The 21,244-nt window shown below is 55.3% G+C and carries 19 protein-coding genes; 10 read left to right on the top strand and 9 right to left on the bottom strand.

Annotated features, from left to right (window positions below):
* Positions 1-11 precede the first annotated feature (11 nt).
* The 5 genes from K6R05_RS05150 (at position 12) to K6R05_RS05170 (ending at position 6,535) form a co-directional block, all read left to right on the top strand.
* Positions 12-629 carry a YfgM family protein gene (locus K6R05_RS05150; RefSeq protein ID WP_161734341.1) on the top strand — a complete coding sequence of 206 codons (618 nt, stop codon included), beginning with the start codon at positions 12-14 and terminating at the stop codon, positions 627-629.
* Positions 630-648: 19 nt separating this feature from the next.
* Positions 649-1,830: an outer membrane protein assembly factor BamB gene (gene bamB / locus K6R05_RS05155; protein WP_013358724.1), complete on the top strand. Its 1,182-nt coding sequence runs from the start codon at positions 649-651 to the stop codon at positions 1,828-1,830.
* A gap of 174 nt (positions 1,831-2,004) precedes the next feature.
* Positions 2,005-3,495, top strand: a complete 1,491-nt coding sequence (gene der, locus K6R05_RS05160) for a ribosome biogenesis GTPase Der (RefSeq protein ID WP_033733523.1) — start codon at positions 2,005-2,007, stop codon at positions 3,493-3,495.
* Between the two features lie 63 nt (positions 3,496-3,558).
* On the top strand, positions 3,559-3,780 hold the full coding sequence (locus tag K6R05_RS05165; RefSeq protein WP_222925131.1) for a zinc ribbon domain-containing protein: 222 nt from the start codon (positions 3,559-3,561) through the stop codon (positions 3,778-3,780).
* A gap of 313 nt (positions 3,781-4,093) precedes the next feature.
* Positions 4,094-6,535 carry a glucose/quinate/shikimate family membrane-bound PQQ-dependent dehydrogenase gene (locus K6R05_RS05170; protein ID WP_222925132.1) on the top strand — a complete coding sequence of 814 codons (2,442 nt, stop codon included), beginning with the start codon at positions 4,094-4,096 and terminating at the stop codon, positions 6,533-6,535.
* Positions 6,536-6,581: 46 nt separating this feature from the next.
* Here K6R05_RS05170 and K6R05_RS05175 read toward each other — a convergent pair whose 3' ends face one another.
* The 3 genes from K6R05_RS05175 to xseA form a co-directional block, all read right to left on the bottom strand.
* Complete coding sequence (locus tag K6R05_RS05175) at positions 6,582-6,914, bottom strand: protealysin inhibitor emfourin (protein WP_161734336.1); 333 nt, start codon at positions 6,912-6,914, stop codon at positions 6,582-6,584.
* Complete coding sequence (locus K6R05_RS05180; protein WP_161734334.1) at positions 6,911-7,924, bottom strand: M4 family metallopeptidase; 1,014 nt, start codon at positions 7,922-7,924, stop codon at positions 6,911-6,913. Before K6R05_RS05180 ends, K6R05_RS05175 begins: the two co-directional genes overlap by 4 nt.
* Before the next feature lie 283 nt (positions 7,925-8,207).
* Positions 8,208-9,581, bottom strand: coding sequence for an exodeoxyribonuclease VII large subunit (xseA, locus tag K6R05_RS05185; RefSeq protein WP_161734380.1), 1,374 nt, complete (start codon positions 9,579-9,581; stop codon positions 8,208-8,210).
* A 168-nt stretch (positions 9,582-9,749) separates the two neighbouring features.
* Here xseA and guaB point away from each other — a divergent pair, with 168 nt between their 5' ends.
* The 3 genes from guaB to K6R05_RS05200 all read left to right on the top strand — a co-directional run bounded on the left by guaB (position 9,750) and on the right by K6R05_RS05200 (position 13,949).
* Positions 9,750-11,216: an IMP dehydrogenase gene (gene guaB, locus K6R05_RS05190; RefSeq protein ID WP_161734332.1), complete on the top strand. Its 1,467-nt coding sequence runs from the start codon at positions 9,750-9,752 to the stop codon at positions 11,214-11,216.
* Between the two features lie 68 nt (positions 11,217-11,284).
* Positions 11,285-12,865 carry a glutamine-hydrolyzing GMP synthase gene (gene guaA, locus K6R05_RS05195; RefSeq protein WP_161734330.1) on the top strand — a complete coding sequence of 527 codons (1,581 nt, stop codon included), beginning with the start codon at positions 11,285-11,287 and terminating at the stop codon, positions 12,863-12,865.
* A 310-nt stretch (positions 12,866-13,175) separates the two neighbouring features.
* Positions 13,176-13,949: a DUF3750 domain-containing protein gene (locus K6R05_RS05200; RefSeq protein ID WP_222925133.1), complete on the top strand. Its 774-nt coding sequence runs from the start codon at positions 13,176-13,178 to the stop codon at positions 13,947-13,949.
* Between the two features lie 30 nt (positions 13,950-13,979).
* On the opposite strand, the gene K6R05_RS05205 is transcribed toward K6R05_RS05200, so the two are convergent.
* A complete protein-coding gene (locus K6R05_RS05205; RefSeq protein ID WP_022624131.1) occupies positions 13,980-14,159 on the bottom strand; it encodes a GDFGVC terminal motif YodC-like protein in 180 nt (59 codons plus the stop codon).
* Between the two features lie 177 nt (positions 14,160-14,336).
* Here K6R05_RS05205 and K6R05_RS22065 point away from each other — a divergent pair, with 177 nt between their 5' ends.
* Positions 14,337-14,582 (top strand): hypothetical protein, encoded by a 246-nt coding sequence (locus K6R05_RS22065; protein WP_135907869.1) that lies wholly within the window; start codon positions 14,337-14,339, stop codon positions 14,580-14,582.
* A gap of 20 nt (positions 14,583-14,602) precedes the next feature.
* Positions 14,603-15,100, top strand: coding sequence for a helix-turn-helix transcriptional regulator (locus tag K6R05_RS05210; RefSeq protein WP_222925134.1), 498 nt, complete (start codon positions 14,603-14,605; stop codon positions 15,098-15,100).
* Here the strand turns inward: K6R05_RS05210 and mgtE are convergent, their stop codons facing one another.
* The 5 genes from mgtE to ppk1 form a co-directional block, all read right to left on the bottom strand.
* Positions 15,101-16,534 carry a magnesium transporter gene (gene mgtE, locus K6R05_RS05215; RefSeq protein WP_161734324.1) on the bottom strand — a complete coding sequence of 478 codons (1,434 nt, stop codon included), beginning with the start codon at positions 16,532-16,534 and terminating at the stop codon, positions 15,101-15,103. It abuts the gene before it with no gap.
* 133 nt (positions 16,535-16,667) lie between these two features.
* Entirely contained in the window at positions 16,668-16,853 is a 186-nt protein-coding gene (locus K6R05_RS05220) for a YfgG family protein (protein ID WP_013358709.1), read from the bottom strand.
* A 101-nt stretch (positions 16,854-16,954) separates the two neighbouring features.
* A complete protein-coding gene (tehB, locus tag K6R05_RS05225; protein WP_161734322.1) occupies positions 16,955-17,569 on the bottom strand; it encodes a tellurite resistance methyltransferase TehB in 615 nt (204 codons plus the stop codon).
* Positions 17,570-17,610: 41 nt separating this feature from the next.
* Positions 17,611-19,137: an exopolyphosphatase gene (gene ppx, locus K6R05_RS05230; RefSeq protein WP_222925135.1), complete on the bottom strand. Its 1,527-nt coding sequence runs from the start codon at positions 19,135-19,137 to the stop codon at positions 17,611-17,613.
* A gap of 5 nt (positions 19,138-19,142) precedes the next feature.
* A complete protein-coding gene (ppk1, locus tag K6R05_RS05235) occupies positions 19,143-21,203 on the bottom strand; it encodes a polyphosphate kinase 1 (protein WP_161734318.1) in 2,061 nt (686 codons plus the stop codon).
* Positions 21,204-21,244 lie beyond the last annotated feature (41 nt).

Below are 21,244 nucleotides of genomic sequence, written 5' to 3' on the forward strand. Positions count from 1 at the left end.
AGAGGGATTGCGTGGAAGTGTATAGCAATGAGAACGAGCAGACCGACGCGCTGCGCAACTTTTTTGCCAGTAATGGCAAAGCGTTAGCCATTGGCGTAGTCATCGGCATTGCTGCGCTGGGTGGCTGGCGTTACTGGAGCAGTCATCAGGATGATACGGCGAAATCCGTGTCCGCGCAGTATCAGCAGCTCACCAGCGCCATGCAGGCGGATAAACCGGAAACGCTGGAAGCGGTTAACCGCTTTGCCAGTGAAAACAGCAATACCTACGGTGCGCTGGCTGCGATGGATCTGGCGAAGCAGTATGTTGACGCCGGTCAGCTTGATAAGGCCGCAACGCTGCTGCAAAACGGACTGAAAGATACGAAAGATGCCAATCTGCAGGCGGTGATTAACCTGCGCCTGGCACGCATTCAACTGCAACAGAATCAAGCGGATGCGGCGCTTAAAACCCTTGACGGTGTGAAGGGTGATGGCTGGACAGCCATTGTGGCCGATATTCGCGGCGAAGCGCTGCTGACCAAAGGTGACAGGCAGGGCGCGCGCGATGCCTGGAGTAAAGGAGTCGAATCTGACGCCTCTCCGGCATTGAAGCAAATGATGCAGATGAAGATGAATAACTTAAGCTAAGCCAGTCAAGAGAGAGCGCATGGAATTACGTAAATACCTGCTGCCGGGACTGATTTCAGTCACTTTGCTCAGCGGTTGTTCGCTGTTTAGCGGCGAAGAAGATGTAGTAAAAATGGCCCCGTTGCCGAAGGTGGAAAATCAGTTCACGCCACAGAAAGTGTGGAACACCTCGGTAGGCGATGGCGTCGGTGACTTCTACTCAAATCTGCATCCTGCCTGGCAGGACAACACCGTTTTTGCAGCCGATCGTTTTGGTATTGTCAAAGCGCTGGATGCCGCAGACGGTAAAGAAAAATGGAAAGTCGATCTCTCTGAGAAAACCGGTTTCTTCTCGAAAAACCGCTCAGCGCTGTTATCCGGCGGCCTGACCGCTGATGGCGATCGGGTTTATGTTGGCAGCGAGCGCGGCAAAGTTTATGCCCTGAACAGCAGCGATGGCAGCCTGGCCTGGCAGACCAGCGTCGCAGGTGAAGCGTTGTCTCGTCCTGTAGTCAGCGATGGTCTGGTACTGGTACATACCAGTAACGGCATGCTGCAGGGACTGGATCAGAGCAGCGGTGCGGTGAAGTGGAGCGTCAACCTGGATATGCCAGCGTTGTCTCTTCGCGGCGAATCTGCACCTGCTGTCGCATTTGGCGGCGCCATTGTCGGTGGCGACAACGGTCGCGTCAGTGCCGTGGTGATGAACCAGGGACAGCTGATCTGGCAGCAGCGTATTTCTCAGGTCAGCGGTGCCACTGAGATCGACCGTCTTAACGACGTCGATACCACGCCGGTTATCGTCAATGGCGTAGTGTATGCACTCGCTTACAACGGTAACCTGTCGGCGCTGGATCTGCGCTCTGGCCAGATTTTGTGGAAACGCGAAATTGGCGGTGTGAAAGATCTGATTGTCGATGCCGGTCGCATCTATCTGGTCGATCAGGATGACCGCGTGATTGCGCTGAACGCTGACGGCGGTGTTGCCATCTGGCGTCAAAGCGACCTGCTGCATCGCAACCTGACTTCTCCGGTGCTCTACAACGGCTACCTTGTGGTTGGCGACAGTGAAGGTTATCTGCACTGGCTAAACACCACTGATGGTCGTTTTGTTGCTCAGCAGAAACTGGATAGCTCAGGCTTCCAGACTGAGCCGGTGGTTGCCAGCGATAAGCTTCTGATCCAGTCGAAAGACGGCGAGGTTTATGCGATTACCCGTTAACGGGTAAACGTCTGGCAGGTGAAATCCTCCGTTCTGACGGCTCCTGATTTAATCAGGGGCCGTTTCGTTTTTAGTCAGGCATGGTATTCTTTGCGCCTTAAGCCTGAACTTAACGGCCAGAGCCGTTATAATCACGCCATTCGGGCGATTAATTATTCATTGAGGCATTTTGTTATGGTACCTGTGGTCGCGCTGGTTGGGCGTCCCAATGTGGGAAAATCTACGCTATTCAACCGCTTAACCCGCACACGTGATGCGCTGGTAGCGGATTTTCCTGGACTGACTCGCGATCGCAAATATGGTCGCGCCGAAGTGGAAGGGCGCGAATTTATTGTTATTGATACCGGTGGTATCGACGGCACCGAAGAGGGTGTTGAAACGCGGATGGCCGAGCAGTCACTGCTGGCGATTGAAGAAGCCGATGTTGTGCTGTTTATGGTTGATGCGCGTGCGGGCATGATGGCCGCCGATCAGCAAATTGCTAAGCATCTCCGCTCCCGTCAGAAAGCGACCTTCCTGGTGGCGAACAAAACTGACGGGCTCGATCCGGATCAGGCGGTTGTCGACTTCTATTCACTGGGCCTGGGCGAGATTCATGCCATTGCAGCCTCGCATGGTCGTGGTGTGAGCAGCCTGATAGAAGAGGCACTCCTGCCGTGGATGGACAAAGTTGAGGCGGTTGAGCTCACTGAAGAAGAAGAGAACCAGGCTTACTGGGCTGCGCTTGAAGCTGACGAGATTGCTGAGCAGGAAGCGGCGGAGGAAGAAGAAAACTTCGACCCGACTGGTTTGCCAATCAAACTGGCGATTGTTGGCCGTCCTAACGTAGGTAAGTCAACGCTTACTAACCGCATCCTCGGCGAAGATCGCGTGGTCGTCTACGACATGCCGGGCACCACCCGCGACAGTATCTATATTCCGATGGAGCGTGATGGACGTGAATACGTTCTGATCGACACCGCAGGCGTGCGTAAGCGTGCCAAAATCTCTGACACCGTTGAGAAATTCTCAGTAATCAAGACGCTGCAGGCGATTGAAGATGCCAACGTCGTGATGCTGGTGATTGATGCTCATGCCGGTATTTCCGATCAGGATCTCTCGCTGCTGGGCTTCATTCTTAACAGTGGTCGCTCGCTGGTGATTGTGGTCAACAAATGGGATGGCTTGTCGCAGGAAGTGCGTGATGAAGTGAAAGAGACGCTGGATTTCCGTCTGGGCTTTATCGATTTCGCCCGCATCCACTTTATCTCTGCGCTGCACGGGAGCGGCGTAGGTAATCTGTTTGAGTCGATCACGGAAGCCTATGACTGTTCGACGCGCCGCGTAAACACCTCGCTGCTGACCCGCATCATGAACATGGCGGCAGACGATCACCAGCCGCCGCTGGTACGCGGTCGTCGCGTTAAGCTTAAATACGCGCATGCTGGTGGCTATAACCCGCCTATCGTGGTGATCCACGGTAACCAGGTTAAGGATCTGCCTGATTCTTATAAACGCTACCTGATGAACTATTTCCGTAAATCACTTAACGTGATGGGAACGCCAATTCGCATTCAGTTCAAAGAGGGTGATAACCCTTATGAAGGCAAACGTAACCTGCTGACGCCAACGCAGCAGCGTAAGCGTAAGCGTCTGATGGCGCATATGAAAAAGAATAAGCGTTAACAAAATGAGGGCCATCTGGCCCTCTTTTTTTTTTGCGCTGAATAACGCAGGGTGGAGAACATAATGCGTGTGCTTTGTGAAAAATGTCAGCAACCGCTGTCGCTCAGCGACGGTGAATTTATCTGCACAGCCTGCGGAGCGCATTACCCGGCGCATCCCTGCTGTCCTGAGTGTCACCAGCCACTTGAAGTGCTGAAAGCCTGCGGCGCAGTGGACTATTTTTGCCGTAACGGACATGGTCTGATCTCCCGCAAGCGCGTACTTTTCCAGCCACCCGGTCACTGACCTCGCTTTCAGCTACGCTTAAAATGTCAGATAAGGCAGAGCGATGCCTGGCCCTTTTTGTAGCAAAAATGCTATTACTCCGTAACAAACGCGTTGTATATGTTCACTCTGTAATGTACCAGGTGGTACAATCCTGCCGCGTCGTGGGAGGGGGCAGCCACATCCGTGCTCTTCCGGCCCACAGATTCTCACGGACGCGGGTCTGTTTATATTCGTTTTGAAACAGAGCAATGCTCTGCGCGGACGTGCATAACGCGCCAGAGTCCGGACGGCATCAGTCCGGATGCTCTGTTTATTCAGGAGAGTAAGTGTTATGGCTGAAACATCCTCCCGCTCCGGAAAGGGGCTGGGAATCGCATCCGTGCTGCTCGGACTGGTGCTGCTTGCTACCGGTCTGTTTTTTGCCATTGGCGGCGGTAAACTGGTAGCCCTTGGCGGCAGCAGGTACTTTTTAATTGCGGGTATCGTCACTGTACTCTCCGCAATTCAATTCTTCCGTCGCAAATCATCGGCAGTGGTTCTGTTCCTGCTGGTCTTTGTCGGCACCCTGATCTGGTCGCTGTTCGATGCGGGTCTGGAGTTCTGGCCGCTGGTCTCTCGCCTGATGGTGCCTGCCGGTCTGATGCTGCTGGCCTTCCTGATCTGGCCTTCACTGCGTAAGCACGAAGGTAAGCACTCACTGGCAAAACCCTCTTACGCCTTCTCTGCGCTATTGGCGGCAGGCATGGTGGTCACGCTGGTACAGATGTTCCAGCCCCATCCTACCGTTGCCGGCACCGGCGAAGAGCTGCCACTGATCCCGGTTGATAAAACCAGACAGCAGAAAGACTGGGATAACTACGGTAATACCCCGCAGGGCAGCCGCTTTGTGGCGCTGGACCAGATTACCCGCGATAACGTGAAGGATTTGAAAGTTGCCTGGACCTTCCACACTGGTGATACGCCTGTCAGCCCGACCGGAAACGGCGCAGAAGATCAGCAGACGCCATTGCAGATTGGTAACACCCTTTACCTCTGTACGCCGCACAACAACGTCATCGCCGTTGAAGCCAATACGGGTAAACAGATCTGGAAACGTGAAATCAATGCCAAAGCAGACGTCTGGCCGCGCTGCCGTGGTCTGGCTTACTTTGACGTAACCAGGCCGCTGCAACAGCCGGATAAGCCGGGTTCTTCACCTGTCCCAGCCGCTGTGCTGCCAGCTGGTGACAGCTGCCAGCGTCGTATTCTGATGAACACCATCGACGCGCGTCTGATTGCGATCAACGCCGACAACGGTGAGTTCTGTGAAAACTTCGGCGATCACGGCATCGTTGATCTTAAAGCGGGACTGGGCCAGGCACCGGATCCACAGTATCAGCTGACGTCAGCGCCAACGCTGGCGGGCACCACCGTCGTGGTGGGGGGGCGTGTCGCAGATAACGTGCAGACTGATATGCCTGGTGGTGTGCTGCGTGGCTTTGACGTTATCACCGGTAAAATGCGCTGGGCATTTGACCCAGGCAATGTTGACCCGAATGCGATTCTGATGCCGGGTAAAGATTACACCCGCAGTACGCCGAACTCCTGGGCGCCGATGTCTTACGACCCGGCAATGAACACCGTGTTCATCCCGATGGGCAGTTCGTCGGTTGACCTCTGGGGTGCGAACCGTACCGAACTGGATCACAAATACGGTGCTTCGGTGCTGGCGCTGGATGCGACTACCGGTAAAGAGAAGTGGGTCTATCAGACCGTACATAACGATCTGTGGGACTTCGACCTGCCGATGCAGCCAAGCCTGATCGACTTCCCTCAGAAAGATGGCAGCACCACGCCAGCGGTGGTGATTGGTGGTAAAACCGGCATGATCTTCGTGCTTGACCGTATGACCGGCAAGCCGCTGACCAAAGTCGAAGAACTGCCGATGCCGCAGGGCCATATTCCGAACGAGCAGTACACGAAAACACAGCCACACTCGACCGGAATGCCGCAGATTGGCAACCAGACGCTGAAAGAGTCTGACATGTGGGGTGCAACGCCGTTTGATCAGCTTGCCTGCCGGGTCGCCTTCAAATCGATGCGCTATGACGGACTGTTCACCGTGCCAGACACCGACAAGTCGCTGAGCTTCCCGGGTTCGCTTGGGGGTATGAACTGGGGCAGCATGTCGATCGATCCGAACAACCATCTGCTGTTCGTCAATGACATGCGTCTGGGCCTGTGGGTACAGATGATCCCGGCGGATACCAGCAGCATTGCCCGTGGCAGCAACGGCGGCGAAGCAATTAACACCGGTATGGGTGCCGTTCCGCTGAAAGGCACGCCTTATGCAGTGAATAAAAACCGCTTTATGTCGCCGCTGGGCATTCCTTGTCAGAAGCCGCCGTTTGGTACGCTGTCGGCGATTGACCTGAAAACCCAGAAAATCGTCTGGCAGGTGCCGGTCGGCACCGTGCAGGATACCGGTCCATTTGGCATCAAAATGCGCGTGAAAATGCCAGTTGGTATGCCAACGCTGGGCGGTACGCTGGCAACACAGGGTGGCCTGGTGTTCATCGCCGGTACCCAGGATTACTATCTGCGTGCCTTTGATTCTTCAACCGGTAAAGAGGTGTGGAAAGCACGCCTGCCGGTTGGCAGTCAGGGTGGCCCGATGAGCTACGTTTCACCGAAAGATGGTAAGCAGTACATCCTGATTTCAGCTGGTGGCGCACGTCAGTCACCGGACCGCGGTGATTACGTGATTGCTTACGCGCTGCCAGACAGCAAGTAATAACGCATAAGGAAAAGGGCCGACATTGTCGGCCCTTTTTATTTGCTTATTTTCCGTCGTGCCACAGCGCTTTTAGCTCCGGCGGCGCGACCTGTTCCGGAATCAGCAGCACAATAGTGCCTACCTCACGGCGGGTGGCATACTGAATCTGGATACGGAAATAACGCTGATCGCCACTGCCCACCTGCGCGGCTTTCTCCTCGGGTTCGCCCAGCGGCATTGCCTGCTCCAGCGCATGACAGACGCGCTGTTTTTCTGGCGCCGGCAACTCGCCAAGCATAAAGCGTCGTTCGGCGCGCAGCCCCGGAATAAAGGCCATGCCGCCTTCACGCGCGACGATGATGGTGGCATCATCTGTGAGTTCGGGCAGTTCACTCATAGCACGCCAACCTCCTTCCACGCCTGTTCAATAGCACTGCTGACCGACTCGTTGAACCGCTTTTTACCATGCTCAATGGTGAAGCGGGCAAAGGTTTTGAAATCCGCATCCTGTGGCAGTTCGTCGTCACACACCGTGTCATACCAGGCATATCCCGCCTGTTCCCAGGCATAACCCCCCAGCGCTTTGGCCGCCAGATAAAAGGCCCGGTTAGGAATGCCGGAGTTGATATGAACACCGCCATTATCTTCACGGGTTTTCACGTAGTGATCCATGTGTGCCGGTTGCGGATCTTTGCCCAGCAGCGGGTCATCGTAGGCGGTGCCGGGTTCAGACATCGACCGCAGACCACGCCCATTAATACCCTTCGCCAGCAGGCCTTCACCAATAATCCAGTCTGCTTCATCCGCACGCTGCTTTTTGCTGAACTGTTTTACCAGCGAGCCAAAAACATCCGACAGCGACTCATTCAGTGCACCAGCCTGCTCAAAGTAGATCAACCCGGCTTCGTTTTCCGTGACGCCATGCGCCAGTTCGTGGGCCACAACGTCAATCGCAATGGTAAAGCGATTAAAAATTTCGCCGTCACCATCGCCAAATACCATCTGTTGACCGTTCCAGAAGGCGTTCTGGTATTTCTCACCGTAGTGCACGGTACCCAGCAACTTCAGGCCCTGACCATCCAGCGAATTACGCTGATACGCCTGCCAGAAGAAGTCATAGGTGACGCCAAGGTAGTCCCAGGCTTCTTCAGCCGCGACGTCATCATTACCTGGCTGGCCTTCCTGACGAACCAGCTTACCCGGCAGGGTTTCCTGGCTCTGGGCATCATAAATTTCACGGTCAACATGACCGCCCGCCGCCGTTTTCACGCCAGTCGATTTTTGCCAGTGTTCCGCCATCAGGTGCTGAACGTGCGTCAGGGTGCGGCGCGCCTGCGCCTGCTGATGGCCGGAACTGTGAGCGATAATCTTGCGAAGGATATAGGGAGGAATAACGCAGTAAGCCATGTGAGACTCCTTGGCAAAAAGGAATGAGTCAAAAGTATAGACCCGTCTGGCTGGTTAGACCTCATGAGTGAGGCCAGCGGTAATTGGAAAAATGTGAGGAGGCGCGCAGAGTCAGTATCAGGGAGCGGATTTGCGGCAGCGCTTATTTTTCAGACAATCATTCTGACGGATTATATGAGAACGCCTGGTAGCAAAAATTAGTCATAAAAATAGCCGGCCAGACCAGGTGAGCCTGATAAGTGAGACCAGTGGTTAATGGAGAAATGTAAGTTGGCGGGCAGCGTCAGGAGGTGGTTTTGCGGCGGCGCTTTTTCTCAGGTAACAGCTGCGTCACCTGGCTTTCAACCCAGCCATCATCCAGACGGGTGCGCAGCAGGTCGCCGCTCTGAAGCTGTGCGGTTTGCTTCACCACCTGACCGGCGATGTCGGTGGTCACGCTAAAACCACGCGCCAGCGTTGCCAGCGGGCTGACACCTTCGAGCTGTGCGACCAGCTGACCAAACTGTTGTTTATTGCTGTTCAGCTGCGTTGCCATGCTCTGCTGCAGGCGATAGTGCCAGCTTTGCAGCTGTTTTTGCGCCTCGAACAGACGCTGCTGCGGCTGCCGGGCGTTGAGTCGATGCGCCAGGCGATCCTGCTGACGTGTGGCCTGACGCAGGCGCGTTTCCATCGCTTCACCCAGACGCTGTTGCAGGCGGAACAGGGCGGTCTGCTGACGGGCCAGCCGCAGCTGCGGATGCTGCTGCTGCAGGCGATGCTCAAGACGCGTGTAAAGCCGCTGCTGGCGCGCCAGGTAGTAATCCATCGCCATCTCCAGCCGCTGCTGCTGCGACTGCAACTGGCGCAGCAGCTCCAGCTGGTTGCGGCTGACAATTTCTGCGGCTGCTGAAGGGGTAGGGGCGCGTAAGTCGGCGACGAAGTCGGCAATGGTGACGTCGGTTTCATGACCGACGGCGCTGACGATGGGAATGCGGCTGGCAAAAATGGCGCGCGCCACCCGTTCGTCGTTAAAGCTCCATAAATCTTCCAGCGAACCGCCGCCGCGCCCGACGATTAACACATCGCACTCGTTACGCAGGTTGGCAATTTCAATTGCCCGGACAATAGCGGCTGGCGCATCGACGCCCTGTACCACGGTCGGGTAGATGACCACGGGCAGGGAGGGATCCCGGCGATGCAGGACGCGTAACACATCGTGCAGCGCCGCGCCGGAGGAGGAGGTGATCACCCCGACCTGACGCGCCGGTTCCGGCAGCGGTTGCTTATGCTGTGGCTCAAATAAGCCTTCGCTCGCCAGCTTTGCTTTCAGCAGTTCAAACTGCTGCTGCAGCAAGCCTTCCCCCGCCGGATGCATGCTTTCGGCAATCAGCTGATAGTCACCACGAGGTTCATAGAGGGTAATGTTAGCGCGTACCAGTACCTGCTGACCATGCTGGGGACGGAAGGTGACGCGACGATTGCTGTTGCGGAACATGGCGCAGCGAACCTGAGCGCCATCATCTTTCAGCGTGAAGTACCAGTGACCGGAAGCCGGTTGGGTGAAGTTGGAGATCTCAGCGCTGATCCAGACCAGGCCCATCTCTTTCTCCAGCAGCTGACGCACTGTCGTATTGAGACGGCTGACGGTAAAAATATTGGCAGTAGATGGCAGCGACATGTGACGAAGATCAAATTCCAAATCAGCAGGTTAATTCATCGATACTACAGGGCTGTCAGTGCGGATCAAGGGTTTTTCGTAAATAATGCTGGAGGCAATCGATTACGGCCTGTATAATGCCGCGGCAATATTTTATCTATTCTCAATCACCCGAGGTGGAGTATTGCCATGTTAAGAATCGCTAAAGAAGCACTCACTTTTGACGACGTTCTGCTCGTCCCTGCACACTCCACCGTCCTGCCGAATACGGCCGATCTCAGCACTCAGCTGACCAAAAATATCCGTTTAAATATTCCTATGCTCTCCGCTGCCATGGATACCGTGACCGAAGCGGGTCTGGCGATTGCGCTGGCACAGGAAGGCGGTCTTGGCTTCATCCATAAAAACATGTCGATTGAACGCCAGGCGGACGAAGTGCGCAAGGTGAAGAAACATGAAAGCGGCGTGGTTACTGAACCCCAGACCGTTCTGCCAACGACACCCCTGGCTGATGTTAAAGTGCTGACCGAGCGCAACGGCTTTGCGGGCTACCCGGTCGTTAACCGCGACAACGAACTGGTGGGTATCATCACCGGTCGTGACGTGCGCTTTGTGACTGACCTTTCTCAGCCGGTCTCTGCGGTTATGACCCCGAAAGATCGTCTGGTGACGGTGAAAGAGGGCGAAGCGCGCGATGTGGTGCTGCATAAAATGCACGAAAAGCGCGTTGAGAAAGCGCTGGTCGTGGATGACAGCTTCCATCTGCTGGGCATGATTACCGTTAAAGACTTCCAGAAAGCCGAACGCAAACCTAACGCCTGTAAAGATGCGCAGGGTCGTCTGCGTGTGGGTGCAGCGGTGGGTGCCGGTGCCGGTAACGAAGAGCGTATTGATGCGCTGGTCGCAGCGGGCGTTGACGTGCTGCTGATTGACTCTTCACACGGCCATTCTGAAGGCGTGCTGTCACGTATCCGTGAAACCCGTGCTAAATATCCGGACCTGGAAATTGTCGGCGGTAACGTCGCCACTGGTGCAGGCGCACTGGCGCTGGTCGCGGCAGGCGTCAGTGCCGTTAAAGTCGGTATCGGCCCTGGCTCTATCTGTACGACCCGTATTGTCACCGGTGTGGGCGTTCCGCAGATCACTGCCGTTTCTGACGCGGTCACCGCGCTGGAAGGCACCGGCATTCCGGTCATTGCCGATGGCGGTATCCGTTTCTCTGGTGACATCGCCAAAGCGATCGCCGCCGGTGCGTCCTGTGTGATGGTGGGTTCCATGCTGGCGGGGACCGAAGAGTCACCGGGCGAAATCGAACTCTATCAGGGCCGTTCATTCAAATCCTATCGCGGCATGGGCTCACTGGGCGCGATGTCCAAAGGCTCTTCTGACCGTTACTTCCAGACCGATAACGCCGCTGACAAACTGGTGCCGGAAGGTATCGAAGGCCGCGTGGCCTATAAAGGCCGTCTGAAAGAGATCGTACATCAGCAGATGGGCGGCCTGCGTTCGTGCATGGGCCTGACCGGTTGCCCGACCATTGACGACCTGCGCACTAAAGCGGAATTTGTCCGCATCAGCGGCGCGGGCATCAATGAGAGCCACGTGCATGACGTGACCATCACCAAAGAGTCACCAAACTACCGCATGGGTTCATAATCCCGATTTCCCGCCCGGCTCATGCCGGGCGCTTTTATTGATCAAGTCACCGTTCTGGAAACCCCTCAATGACGACGGAAAATATCCATAAGCACCGCATTCTGATTCTCGATTTCGGCTCACAATATACTCAGCTGGTTGCCCGCCGCGTGCGCGAGCTTGGCGTTTACTGTGAACTCTGGGCATGGGATGTCACCGAAGAGCAGATCCGCCAGTTCAATCCAAGCGGTATCATCCTTTCAGGCGGCCCGGAAAGCACCACCGAACTGAACAGCCCGCGCGCACCTGACTATGTCTTCAGCGCTGGCGTGCCGGTGCTGGGCGTCTGCTACGGTATGCAGACCATGGCGATGCAACTGGGCGGCACCGTTGCTGGCTCAAACGAGCGCGAATTCGGTTATGCGCAGGTCGAAGTCACCACACCAAGTGCGTTGGTTCGCGACATTGAAGATGCGATCAGCGCCGCCGGTAAACCGCTGCTGGATGTCTGGATGAGCCACGGTGACAAAGTCACGGCGATCCCGGCTGACTTCGTCACCGTGGCCAGCACAGAAACCTGTCCGTTCGCCATCATGGCCAACGAAGAGAAGCGTTTCTACGGCGTGCAGTTCCATCCGGAAGTGACTCACACCCGCCAGGGTCTGCGGATGCTCGAGCGCTTCATCATCGACATCTGTGAATGTGAAGCCCTGTGGACGCCTGCCAAAATTATCGAAGATGCCGTTGAGCGCCTGCGTGAGCAGGTGGGTAACGACAAAGTAATCCTCGGTCTGTCAGGTGGTGTGGACTCCTCTGTCACGGCGATGCTGCTGCATCGCGCTATTGGTGATCGTCTGACCTGCGTGTTTGTGGATAACGGTCTGCTGCGTCTGAACGAAGCACAGCAGGTGATGGATATGTTTGGCGACCATTTCGGGCTCAACATTATCCATGTACCGGCTGAAATGCGTTTTCTGGATGCGCTGGCGGGTATCGATGAGCCTGAAGCCAAGCGTAAAACCATTGGTCGCGTCTTTGTGGAAGTGTTCGACGAAGAAGCGCTTAAGCTGCAGGACGTGAAGTGGCTGGCGCAGGGCACCATCTATCCGGACGTGATTGAATCGGCGGCCTCAGCCACCGGTAAAGCGCACGTGATCAAATCGCACCACAACGTCGGTGGCCTGCCGAAAGAGATGAAGATGGGCCTGGTTGAGCCGCTGAAAGAGCTGTTCAAAGACGAAGTGCGCAAAATTGGTCTGGAGCTGGGCCTGCCGTACGATATGCTCTACCGCCATCCGTTCCCGGGTCCGGGTCTGGGTGTGCGCGTGTTGGGCGAAGTGAAGAAAGAGTATTGCGACCTGCTGCGTCGTGCCGATGCTATCTTCATTGAAGAGCTGCACAAAGCGGATCTCTACAACAAAGTCAGCCAGGCGTTCACCGTTTTCCTGCCGGTTCGTTCGGTCGGCGTGATGGGTGATGGCCGTAAGTATGACTGGGTTGTCTCGCTGCGTGCGGTGGAAACCATCGACTTTATGACCGCACACTGGGCGCACCTGCCATATGATTTCCTTGGCCGTGTCTCTAACCGCATCATCAATGAAGTCGACGGCATCTCCCGCGTGGTGTATGACATCAGCGGTAAGCCACCGGCGACGATTGAGTGGGAATAACCAGGCCTCAGCCAGGTAATCTCTGATAATTCTGAAGCCCGCTCCCCAGCGGGCTTTTTTTATTGCTCTGACCGTGCGCAGACTCGCTGTTTTAACCTTTCACCACATCCACACCCATCGCTGGTGTTTTCCTGTTCACTTTGCCGAAAATTACGCTATCCTCCATGCAGTAAAAGCCCGCAACTGACGTCATTGGTGTCCCGCTTTTATCCGCCGCTTTCACCGATTGTCTGTATCCCAACGCCACCGCTTACTGAAACCGCCTGCTGATCAGGCGTTTCGTGATTTTTACGTCACCAGGAATGTTGTCATGCTCTCACTGAAAGTGTTCAGCCTGTTTTTTGTTGCCGTACTGCTGTTATCGCTCGGAGCCAGCATTGCGCAGGCAGCGCGTCACGGCGAAAGTTCAGAGCCAGGTGGCTGGGCGACTGCCCGGCGCGATTCGGCTGGCATAGCGCCCGATCCGCGCGCTTTATATAGCCTGGCTATCGTCCAGGTCTACGCTGCGCCGACCTATGGCTGGAAAGGGCGGGTGGCGGTGCATCCCTGGATCATTTTTAAACGTGCGGGTGAAACGCGCTACACGCGTTATGAAGTGATTAGCTGGGGCAGCGGCGATAAGGTTCGCCGTAACACCAACCTGCCAGATGGCTACTGGTATGGCGCAAAACCGCGGCTGCTGGTGGAACATCGCGGACCGGAAGCCGAAGCGATGATCCCGCAGATAGAAGCCGCCATTAACTCGTATCCGTGGCCGACAACCTACCGTGCCTGGCCAGGACCGAACAGCAATACTTTCCTGGCGCACATTGGCCGCGAAGTGCCAGCCCTGAGGCTTGATCTCCCCGCCAATGCGCTGGGCAAAGATTACCGGCCACTGTGGCGTCCTGTCGGGCTGCCGCCATCCGGGCGCGGTGTGCAGGTGTCGATTCTGGGCGTGGCGGGCGTGACACTGGGTGCAGAAGAGGGATTTGAAATGAACCTGCTGGGTCTGAACATGGGACTCGATTTTTCGCCGTTCCGGCTGCGGCTGCCGTTTATTGGCGGTCTGGGCAACGACAATCTTCAGCAGGATAAGCCCTGACAATATGGCCCCGTCAGGGGCCGTTTTGCCTCAGCACACGCCAAAGTCACCCTCTTCGTGATAGAGGTTGACGCTCTCTGCCTTTACTTCGATCTCTTTCTTCGCTGCATCATCAACGCGCGCGCACCACAGGGTGTCGCCTTCCACGCGCAGCACCTGCATTTTAGGGCCGCCGGTTTTGGACTGAACAAAATCCTCTGCTTTAAACATATTGCCTCCATTAATTATCGTTACTGCTGCCGATCGTTTTTTGCGTGACGTTTTCCAGTTTATACCCTGACTGTTTTACTGCGAGAAAAAGTCTCCGCATGCTGAACCGCGTTAAGAAATATTCATTGAGTTGTCAGTTGACAACTCACACATTCGGCGTCAGCATAGGGGGGACATATGGCAAGGAAGCGGCATCCCAGTAAAGAGATAGAGATGGCGTTACGTTACGCTGAATCCCACGGCTGGCTGGTGGTTACCGGAGGCCATCATGCCTGGGGCAAAATGTACTGTCCAAAAAATCTGTTGATGTGCCGATGCGGGGAGTTCTGTCTGACCTGTATCTGGAGTACACCGAAAAATGTACATCAACATGCCCGTGCGCTGCGGCGCGTGGTCGATAACTGTCATTATCTGAAGTCCTGACACAGCACAAGGAGAGGCATATGGAATATTGTTTTACGCTGCGGTTCAGCCTGCCGGAAGGGCATGCGCCGGTGGATGAACTGCTTGAAACGCTGGCAGCAGCAGGCTGTGATGATGCGCTGATCGGCCTGGGGATGCCAGGGCGAATAGCATTTGAGTTCTGCCGGGCGTCTGACTCTGCAACGGACGTATTAAAGCAGGCGGAAGAGGATGTACTGCGCGCGATACCGGGTGCCACACTGGTGGAAGCGGCACCCGATTTTGTGGGCCTGACAGACGTGGCGGAGATCATCGGCATGACGCGACAGAATATGCGCAAACTGATGCTTAGCCACCGCCCGCCGTTTCCGCTGCCGGTGCATGACGGTAAAACTGCCATCTGGCACCTGTCGGATGTACTGGAGTGGCTGAGCCAGCGCGGCAATTATGCGCTGCCTGCGGCCACCCGTGAGCTGGCGCAGGTGACGCGGCAGCGCAATCTTAATGGATCGCTTCAACGTTACGGCCTTCACACCTGATCAGTGCGGCAGCAGGAAGATCGTTGCCAGTCCCAGGAAGATAAAGAAGCCGCCGGTATCGGTAAGGGCGGTGATCAATACGCTGGAGCCAACGGCGGGATCGCGATTCATTTTAGTCATGACCAGCGGCACCAGCACGCCCATCAGCGCGGCCAGCAGCAGATTAAGCGCCATGGCCAGCATCATAACGCCGCCCAGCGCCATATTGTCATACATCAGCCAGGTGATGCCGCCCATGATGCCGCCCCAGAACAGGCCGTTGATCAGCGCCACGCCAAGCTCGCGGACGATCAAAAACGAAAAGTTGCCCGGTTCAACCTGATGTAAGGCCAGCGCCCGCACAATCATGGTAATGGTCTGATTACCGGTGTTGCCACCGATACCCGCGACAATCGGCATCAGGGTGGCGAGGGCGACGATCTGTGAAATCGTTCCTTCAAACAGTCCGATGACCCGCGAGGCGACAAAGGCGGTACAGAGATTAATCGCCAGCCAGGCCCAGCGTTTACGCACCGATTTACGCACCGGCGCGAAAACATCCTCTTCCTGACTGATACCGCCCATTTTACGGATGTTGCTTTCGTTTTCGGCATTCACCAGGTCGATGATGTCTTCAATGGTCACACGGCCAATCAGTTTGCCTTTTGCGTCAGTGACGGCGGCAGAGATCAGGTTATAACGCTCAAAGGCACTGGCGGCATCTTCGGCCTTATCGTTGAGCTGGAAGGTGGTCGGGCGCGCGTTCATGACGTCGCTGACCAGGGTTTTAGGTTTGTTAAGCAGGATATCCGTCAGCATCAGCTCGCCCAGCAGCTGGTTGTCTTTATTGGTGATAAACAGCTTATCCGTGCCGTTTGGCATGTCTTTACGCTTACGCAGAAAACGCTGTACCGTTGCCAGCGTGACATCGTCGCGCACCGTCAGAATATTGAAATCCATCACCCGGCCCACGCGATCGCGATCGAGCTGTACCATATCGAGCATGCGGGCGCGCAGAGCAGGCTCCACGGTCGCCAGCAGACGTCCGGTCAGGTCACGCGGCAGATAACGCGCCAGCCAGACCTGGTCGTCGATATCCAGCGGCTGGATAGCACGCAGAATATCGCGATCGCTCATCTCCTCGGTGAGGCTGGCCCAGACCGTTTCAGAGGCTTCGACCAGTACGTGTCCGCGCCGCTCATTCGGCACCAGCCGCCATAGCGCCTGACGCTCCTCTTCGGGCAGGGCTTCGAGAATATCCGCGAGGTCAGCGGCATGCAGTTGCAGAATGTCCTGTTCCAGCGCATCACGCTGGGCCGCATTTTCACGTTGCTGTTCAGGATTGAGATCGCCGGATTTCGCCAGCAGAGAATCAACCAGATCGTGCTCGTTGAGCAGCAGCGTCAGAATGCGATGACGTATTTCACTTAAACGTTGAGAGTGAGAGGCAGACACATTGGATCCCTTTAGTCTGAAAGCACCAGCACGAAGTGTAGCGTTTCGCCTGAAAAAGGGATGCAAAAAAGAGTCCAGTTGTCTGGATAACATTTACTTTTAAGGCGTCTTTCAGGCGAAAAATCAGTATTTGTTAGCGCGTATCACCTGATGTGACGGTAACGGGTTCAGGAATCGCTTTCTGTTGCTGGTGATGCTCGAAGGCAGCGGGCAGGATAAATATCAGGCGACTAAAGAGAATGATAAAACTGATCAACAGCACAATGCGGGTCATGGTGCCGGTTTTTTGACGTCTTCGGGGAGAAATAGCGCTGTTCACGCGGGGTGGTTCCTGTAATGACCCCATCAGGGGCGACTGCAATATTTAGTCACAGTCGCCTGATGAAATCAATCGCTGTTGAAAAAAACAGCAGATAAAGATCAGTAACTCGCTTTTTGCGCCAGCAGCGTCGCAAAGCGGCAGGTAATGCGGTTGCCATTTTCATCTTTGCGATGCAGCTGACCGGGATGTTCATTGTACTTCACGATGTGCCAGTTGCGGTAATAGTGGCTCAACTCGCCCGACTTAAAAGCAAAAGCGAAATCAGCCGGGCAGGGCATATCTTCCGTGTTCATCGCTGCCACAATCAGGTTGTAACCCTCCCTGACCGTACAGGCCTGCATGTCGGCAATCAGCTGTGGAATGGTCTGCGGCTGCAGGAACATCATCACCACGGTCGACAGCACAAAGTTGAAGCCGCCGTTAAAGCGCGTGTTGTTCAGGTCGCGCTGCTCGGTATGAATGCCGCTGAGATTTTCCTGCGCAATAATTTCCTGCAGGCGCGCCAGGCTTTGCGGATTATGGTCCCATGCCGTGACGTCAAAGCCGTGCTGGTTCAGAAACAGCGTATTGCGTCCCACGCCACAGCCCAGATCAAGCGCCTTGCCGACGTTGAGCTGGGGCAGCGCCGCAACCACTTCAGAGTGGGGCGGCGTTAAACCATAGGTTTCGGCAAAATAGTTTTCGCCTGAAAGGGGTGCAGTTGGTTGTGTCATATTCATCAATTCAGTTAAACGGGCGCAAGGCGCCCGGGTTGTCAGGCTTCTTCTTCGAGGATCAGCTTCCATCCTGTTACGTCGTTCCAGTAAACCTGCTCACGTTCCAGATCGAGCTGAACCAGGTTGTTCTGGGTGAAGTAGCCCGCCGGGAAAATCAGCGTCCAGTGGCCGTCATCGCATTTCAGGGTTAACGCATCCGGACGCGTAGTAGCCTGACGCTGATTATTCAGCAGAGTACCCAGGCGCAGCAGGAAAATCAGCGGCACAAACTGCTTTTTCTTAAACAGCGTCACGCGCGGCAACTCGTCGAGCTTCACTGCTTTGCGGTGGAATCTGACCAGCGCCGCCAGCAGCATCTGCTGATCCTGATTGAAGCCAGGCAGGTTGGTGTTTTGCAAAATGTAGGCGGAATGACGTTGCAGGGCGCTGTGATTAATTGTCAGACCCACTTCGTGCAGCATCGCCGCCCACTTCAGCAGGGCTGCCAGCTGCGGATTGGCCAGTTTCGGGTTCTGCTCGCGCCACTGCAGATAAAGCTGCTCGGTGGTATCCAGCACGCGGCGCGCCTGATCGCTGTCGATGGCGTAATGATTCGCCAGACTTTGTGCTGTACGGCTGCGAATATCCTGATGGCGGAAACGGCCCTCCATCTCATAGAGCACGCCTTCACGTAGCGCACCATCAGAAAGACGCAGCTCGCGAATCGCCAGCGCATCAAAGACGCCACACAGAATCGCCAGTCCGGGTACAAACACGCCTTTGCGCTCTTCTGACAGGCCCGGCAGGCTGAGGGCCGCAAAGGATTTATGTTTCATCACCTCGTCATAGAGCTTTTCGAGGCGCTCAGGCGTAATCAGCTTCTCTTTCTCATCCATTGCCTGCAGCACTTCGCAGGCGGCCTTGATGGTGCCGGACGCACCCAGCGCATATTGCCAGCCATGCAGACGATATTGCCACGCCAGCGTTTCCAGCTTCTGCGCCGCCGCTAAGCGGGCGCGACGGAAGTTTTCACGGCTGATTTCGCCTTTCGGGAAATAGAGCTGGGCGAAACTGACGCATCCCATGCGCCGGCTCTCAACCAGTTGCGGTTCAAAATCCTCGCCAATCACCAGCTCGGTAGAGCCGCCGCCGATGTCGATCACCAGCTTGCGACCTTTCTCTGGCTGCGTGTGCTCAACACCCATAAAGATCAGACGCGCCTCTTCATGACCTGAAATCACTTCGATCGGATAGGGGATCACTTCAGCCGCACGCTGCAGGAAGGTTTCGGCGTTAACCGCCTCGCGCAGCGTATGGGTGCCGACAATCGTCACGTTGCTGGAGCTGAAGCCCTGCAGGCGCTCGGCAAACAGCGCCAGACAGGCTAAGCCGCGCTCCATCGCCTCTTCGCTGAGGTTGTGTTGAGCATCCAGCCCGTCAGCCAGATGGACGCGCTGTTTAAGGCGGCCCAGTACCTGCATCGCACCATCGACAACCCGCGCAATCACCATATGGAAACTGTTCGAGCCCAGGTCAATCGCCGCAAACTCCTGGGGTTTTGGCGTACTTTTATGAGAAATTGGCATAGGATTTATTCAGGTTGTTCCAGTTTCTTGATGTAATCATAGATGGCCAGCTGCGAGCGCACTTTACGGCGATTGCCACGCTGGACGTAATGGTTACTCAACTCTTTATCGACGATGCGGGCTTTCACCGTATCACTTAACTGAATAGCAATAATGTCGAGTATGCGCTGCCGGATGTGGGGATCGAGAATCGCCACGGCCACTTCGATGCGGTAATCAATGTTACGTGTCATCCAGTCAGCGGAGGAGAGGAACACCTTCTTATCGCCGCCATTCTCAAAAATATAGACGCGATCGTGTTCCAGATAACGGTCAACAATACTGATGACACGAATATTTTCACTGATCCCAGGCAGGTCCGGGATTAATGAGCACATTCCGCGCACCAGAAGATTGACCTTCACCCCTACGCTGGAGGCTGTATAAAGCCGATCTACCAGACCTTTGTCTACCAGATTGTTGATTTTCAGAGTAATACCGCAGGGCTTATTCTGCTGTGCATTGGCAATTTCGGTGTCGATCAGTTCATACAGCATCCGGCGCGAGTTCTGTGGCGACACCATCAGGTGATCGAACGTCACGGGCCGATAAGGATTCTCAATAAAGTTGAACACCCGACGTACTTCATTGGTGATGCGCGCATCCGCGGTCAGCAGTGAGTAGTCGGTATAAAGCCGCGCGGTCTTCTCGTTAAAGTTGCCGGTGCCGATATGCGCGTAGCGCACAATCTCTTCGCCTTCGCGGCGTGAGATCAGGAACAGCTTGGCGTGGATCTTCAGGCCAGGTGCAGAGAAAATCACATGCACGCCTGCTTCGGTCAGGCGTTTCGCCCAATAGATGTTGGCTTCTTCATCGAAGCGTGCCTGCAGCTCAACGACCACCGTGACTTTTTTACCGTTATAGGCGGCATGGATCATCGCATCCATGATGCGCGAGTGTTTCGCGACGCGGTAGATGTTGATTTTGATCGCCAGCACGCTGGGGTCAAATGACGCCTGACGCAGCAGTTCCAGCACGTGTTCAAAGGTGTGGTACGGATAGTAGAGCAGCACGTCGCGGTCGCGAATCGCATCGAAGCCGTTGCGGAAGCCATCAAAACCGATGTGGCGAATCTGCGGCAGCGGGCGGTTCACCAGGTTATTTTTGCCGACGTTCGGGAAGCCGATAAAGTCTTTGAAGTTGTGGTAGCGGCCGCCTGGCAGGATGGAGTCCAGGTTAGAGATGGAAAGCTTGTGGCACAGCAGCGACACCATCGTGTCGGGCATATCGCGCTGATAGACAAAACGCACTGGTTCCGCCGTCAGTCGCTGCTTCAGGCTGGAGGACATCAGCTCCAGCAGGCTCGACTCCATCTCCGTGACCAGATCGTACTCGGCGTCGCGCGTCATTTTCATTGAATAGGCGTTGAGCGCGTCGAAGTCATAGAAGCCTTTAAAAATGTCATCCAGGCAGTAACGCAGAATGTTATCCAGCAGGATCATCGGTTTACGGCGGCGCGGTGGCTCTGCCGGTAAATTGATGAAGCGCGGCACTTTATCGGACGGGATCTCCAGCAGCGCATACTGAATATTGTCACCGCGAATGATCTCAACCGCCAGATAGGTGTAGTCATCTTTAAGGAATTCGGTCAGATCCGTTTCCTGGGTGATCAGAATCGGGGAGATATGCTGGCGCAACTCATGCTTGAAATAGTGACGCAGCCACGCCTGCTGATTGGATGAGAGCTGACGTTCGTTGATCAGGAAGATCTGGTTGCGAGCCATTTCCAGCAGCAGATCGTTATAAAGCGCATCAAACTCCTGATCGGACTTCATTACGCGCTGCTGAATTTTTTTAAAAAGATGGCGTGGCGTACTGGCAGAACCCTGCTCTTCACCAATCAGAATGCGGCGTTTGAGGTCGGCGAAACGCACTTTATAGAATTCGTCGAGATTGTTGGAGTAGATGCCCAGAAAGCGCATCCGCTCAATCAGTGGATTGCTTTTGTCTGCTGCTTCCTGCAAAACCCGTTCATTAAAGGATAACCAGCTTAATTCTTTTTCAATATAAAGCTTTACCTGACCCATTCTCACTCCATTTAGCGGTTGCAGGACTGAAGATCCAGTAT

Origin of the sequence: Pantoea alfalfae (genome assembly GCF_019880205.1) — a bacterium.
Lineage (GTDB): Bacteria > Pseudomonadota > Gammaproteobacteria > Enterobacterales > Enterobacteriaceae > Pantoea > Pantoea alfalfae.

Coding starts and splice junctions, on each gene's coding strand:
- bamB (WP_013358724.1), top strand. CDS start 649: ATGGAATTACGTAAATACCTGCTGCCGGGACTGATTTCAGTCACTTTG.
- der (WP_033733523.1), top strand. CDS start 2,005: ATGGTACCTGTGGTCGCGCTGGTTGGGCGTCCCAATGTGGGAAAATCT.
- K6R05_RS05165 (WP_222925131.1), top strand. CDS start 3,559: ATGCGTGTGCTTTGTGAAAAATGTCAGCAACCGCTGTCGCTCAGCGAC.
- K6R05_RS05170 (WP_222925132.1), top strand. CDS start 4,094: ATGGCTGAAACATCCTCCCGCTCCGGAAAGGGGCTGGGAATCGCATCC.
- K6R05_RS05175 (WP_161734336.1), bottom strand. CDS start 6,914: ATGAGTGAACTGCCCGAACTCACAGATGATGCCACCATCATCGTCGCG.
- K6R05_RS05180 (WP_161734334.1), bottom strand. CDS start 7,924: ATGGCTTACTGCGTTATTCCTCCCTATATCCTTCGCAAGATTATCGCT.
- xseA (WP_161734380.1), bottom strand. CDS start 9,581: ATGTCGCTGCCATCTACTGCCAATATTTTTACCGTCAGCCGTCTCAAT.
- guaB (WP_161734332.1), top strand. CDS start 9,750: ATGTTAAGAATCGCTAAAGAAGCACTCACTTTTGACGACGTTCTGCTC.
- guaA (WP_161734330.1), top strand. CDS start 11,285: ATGACGACGGAAAATATCCATAAGCACCGCATTCTGATTCTCGATTTC.
- K6R05_RS05200 (WP_222925133.1), top strand. CDS start 13,176: ATGCTCTCACTGAAAGTGTTCAGCCTGTTTTTTGTTGCCGTACTGCTG.
- K6R05_RS05205 (WP_022624131.1), bottom strand. CDS start 14,159: ATGTTTAAAGCAGAGGATTTTGTTCAGTCCAAAACCGGCGGCCCTAAA.
- K6R05_RS22065 (WP_135907869.1), top strand. CDS start 14,337: ATGGCAAGGAAGCGGCATCCCAGTAAAGAGATAGAGATGGCGTTACGT.
- K6R05_RS05210 (WP_222925134.1), top strand. CDS start 14,603: ATGGAATATTGTTTTACGCTGCGGTTCAGCCTGCCGGAAGGGCATGCG.
- tehB (WP_161734322.1), bottom strand. CDS start 17,569: ATGACACAACCAACTGCACCCCTTTCAGGCGAAAACTATTTTGCCGAA.
- ppx (WP_222925135.1), bottom strand. CDS start 19,137: ATGCCAATTTCTCATAAAAGTACGCCAAAACCCCAGGAGTTTGCGGCG.
- ppk1 (WP_161734318.1), bottom strand. CDS start 21,203: ATGGGTCAGGTAAAGCTTTATATTGAAAAAGAATTAAGCTGGTTATCC.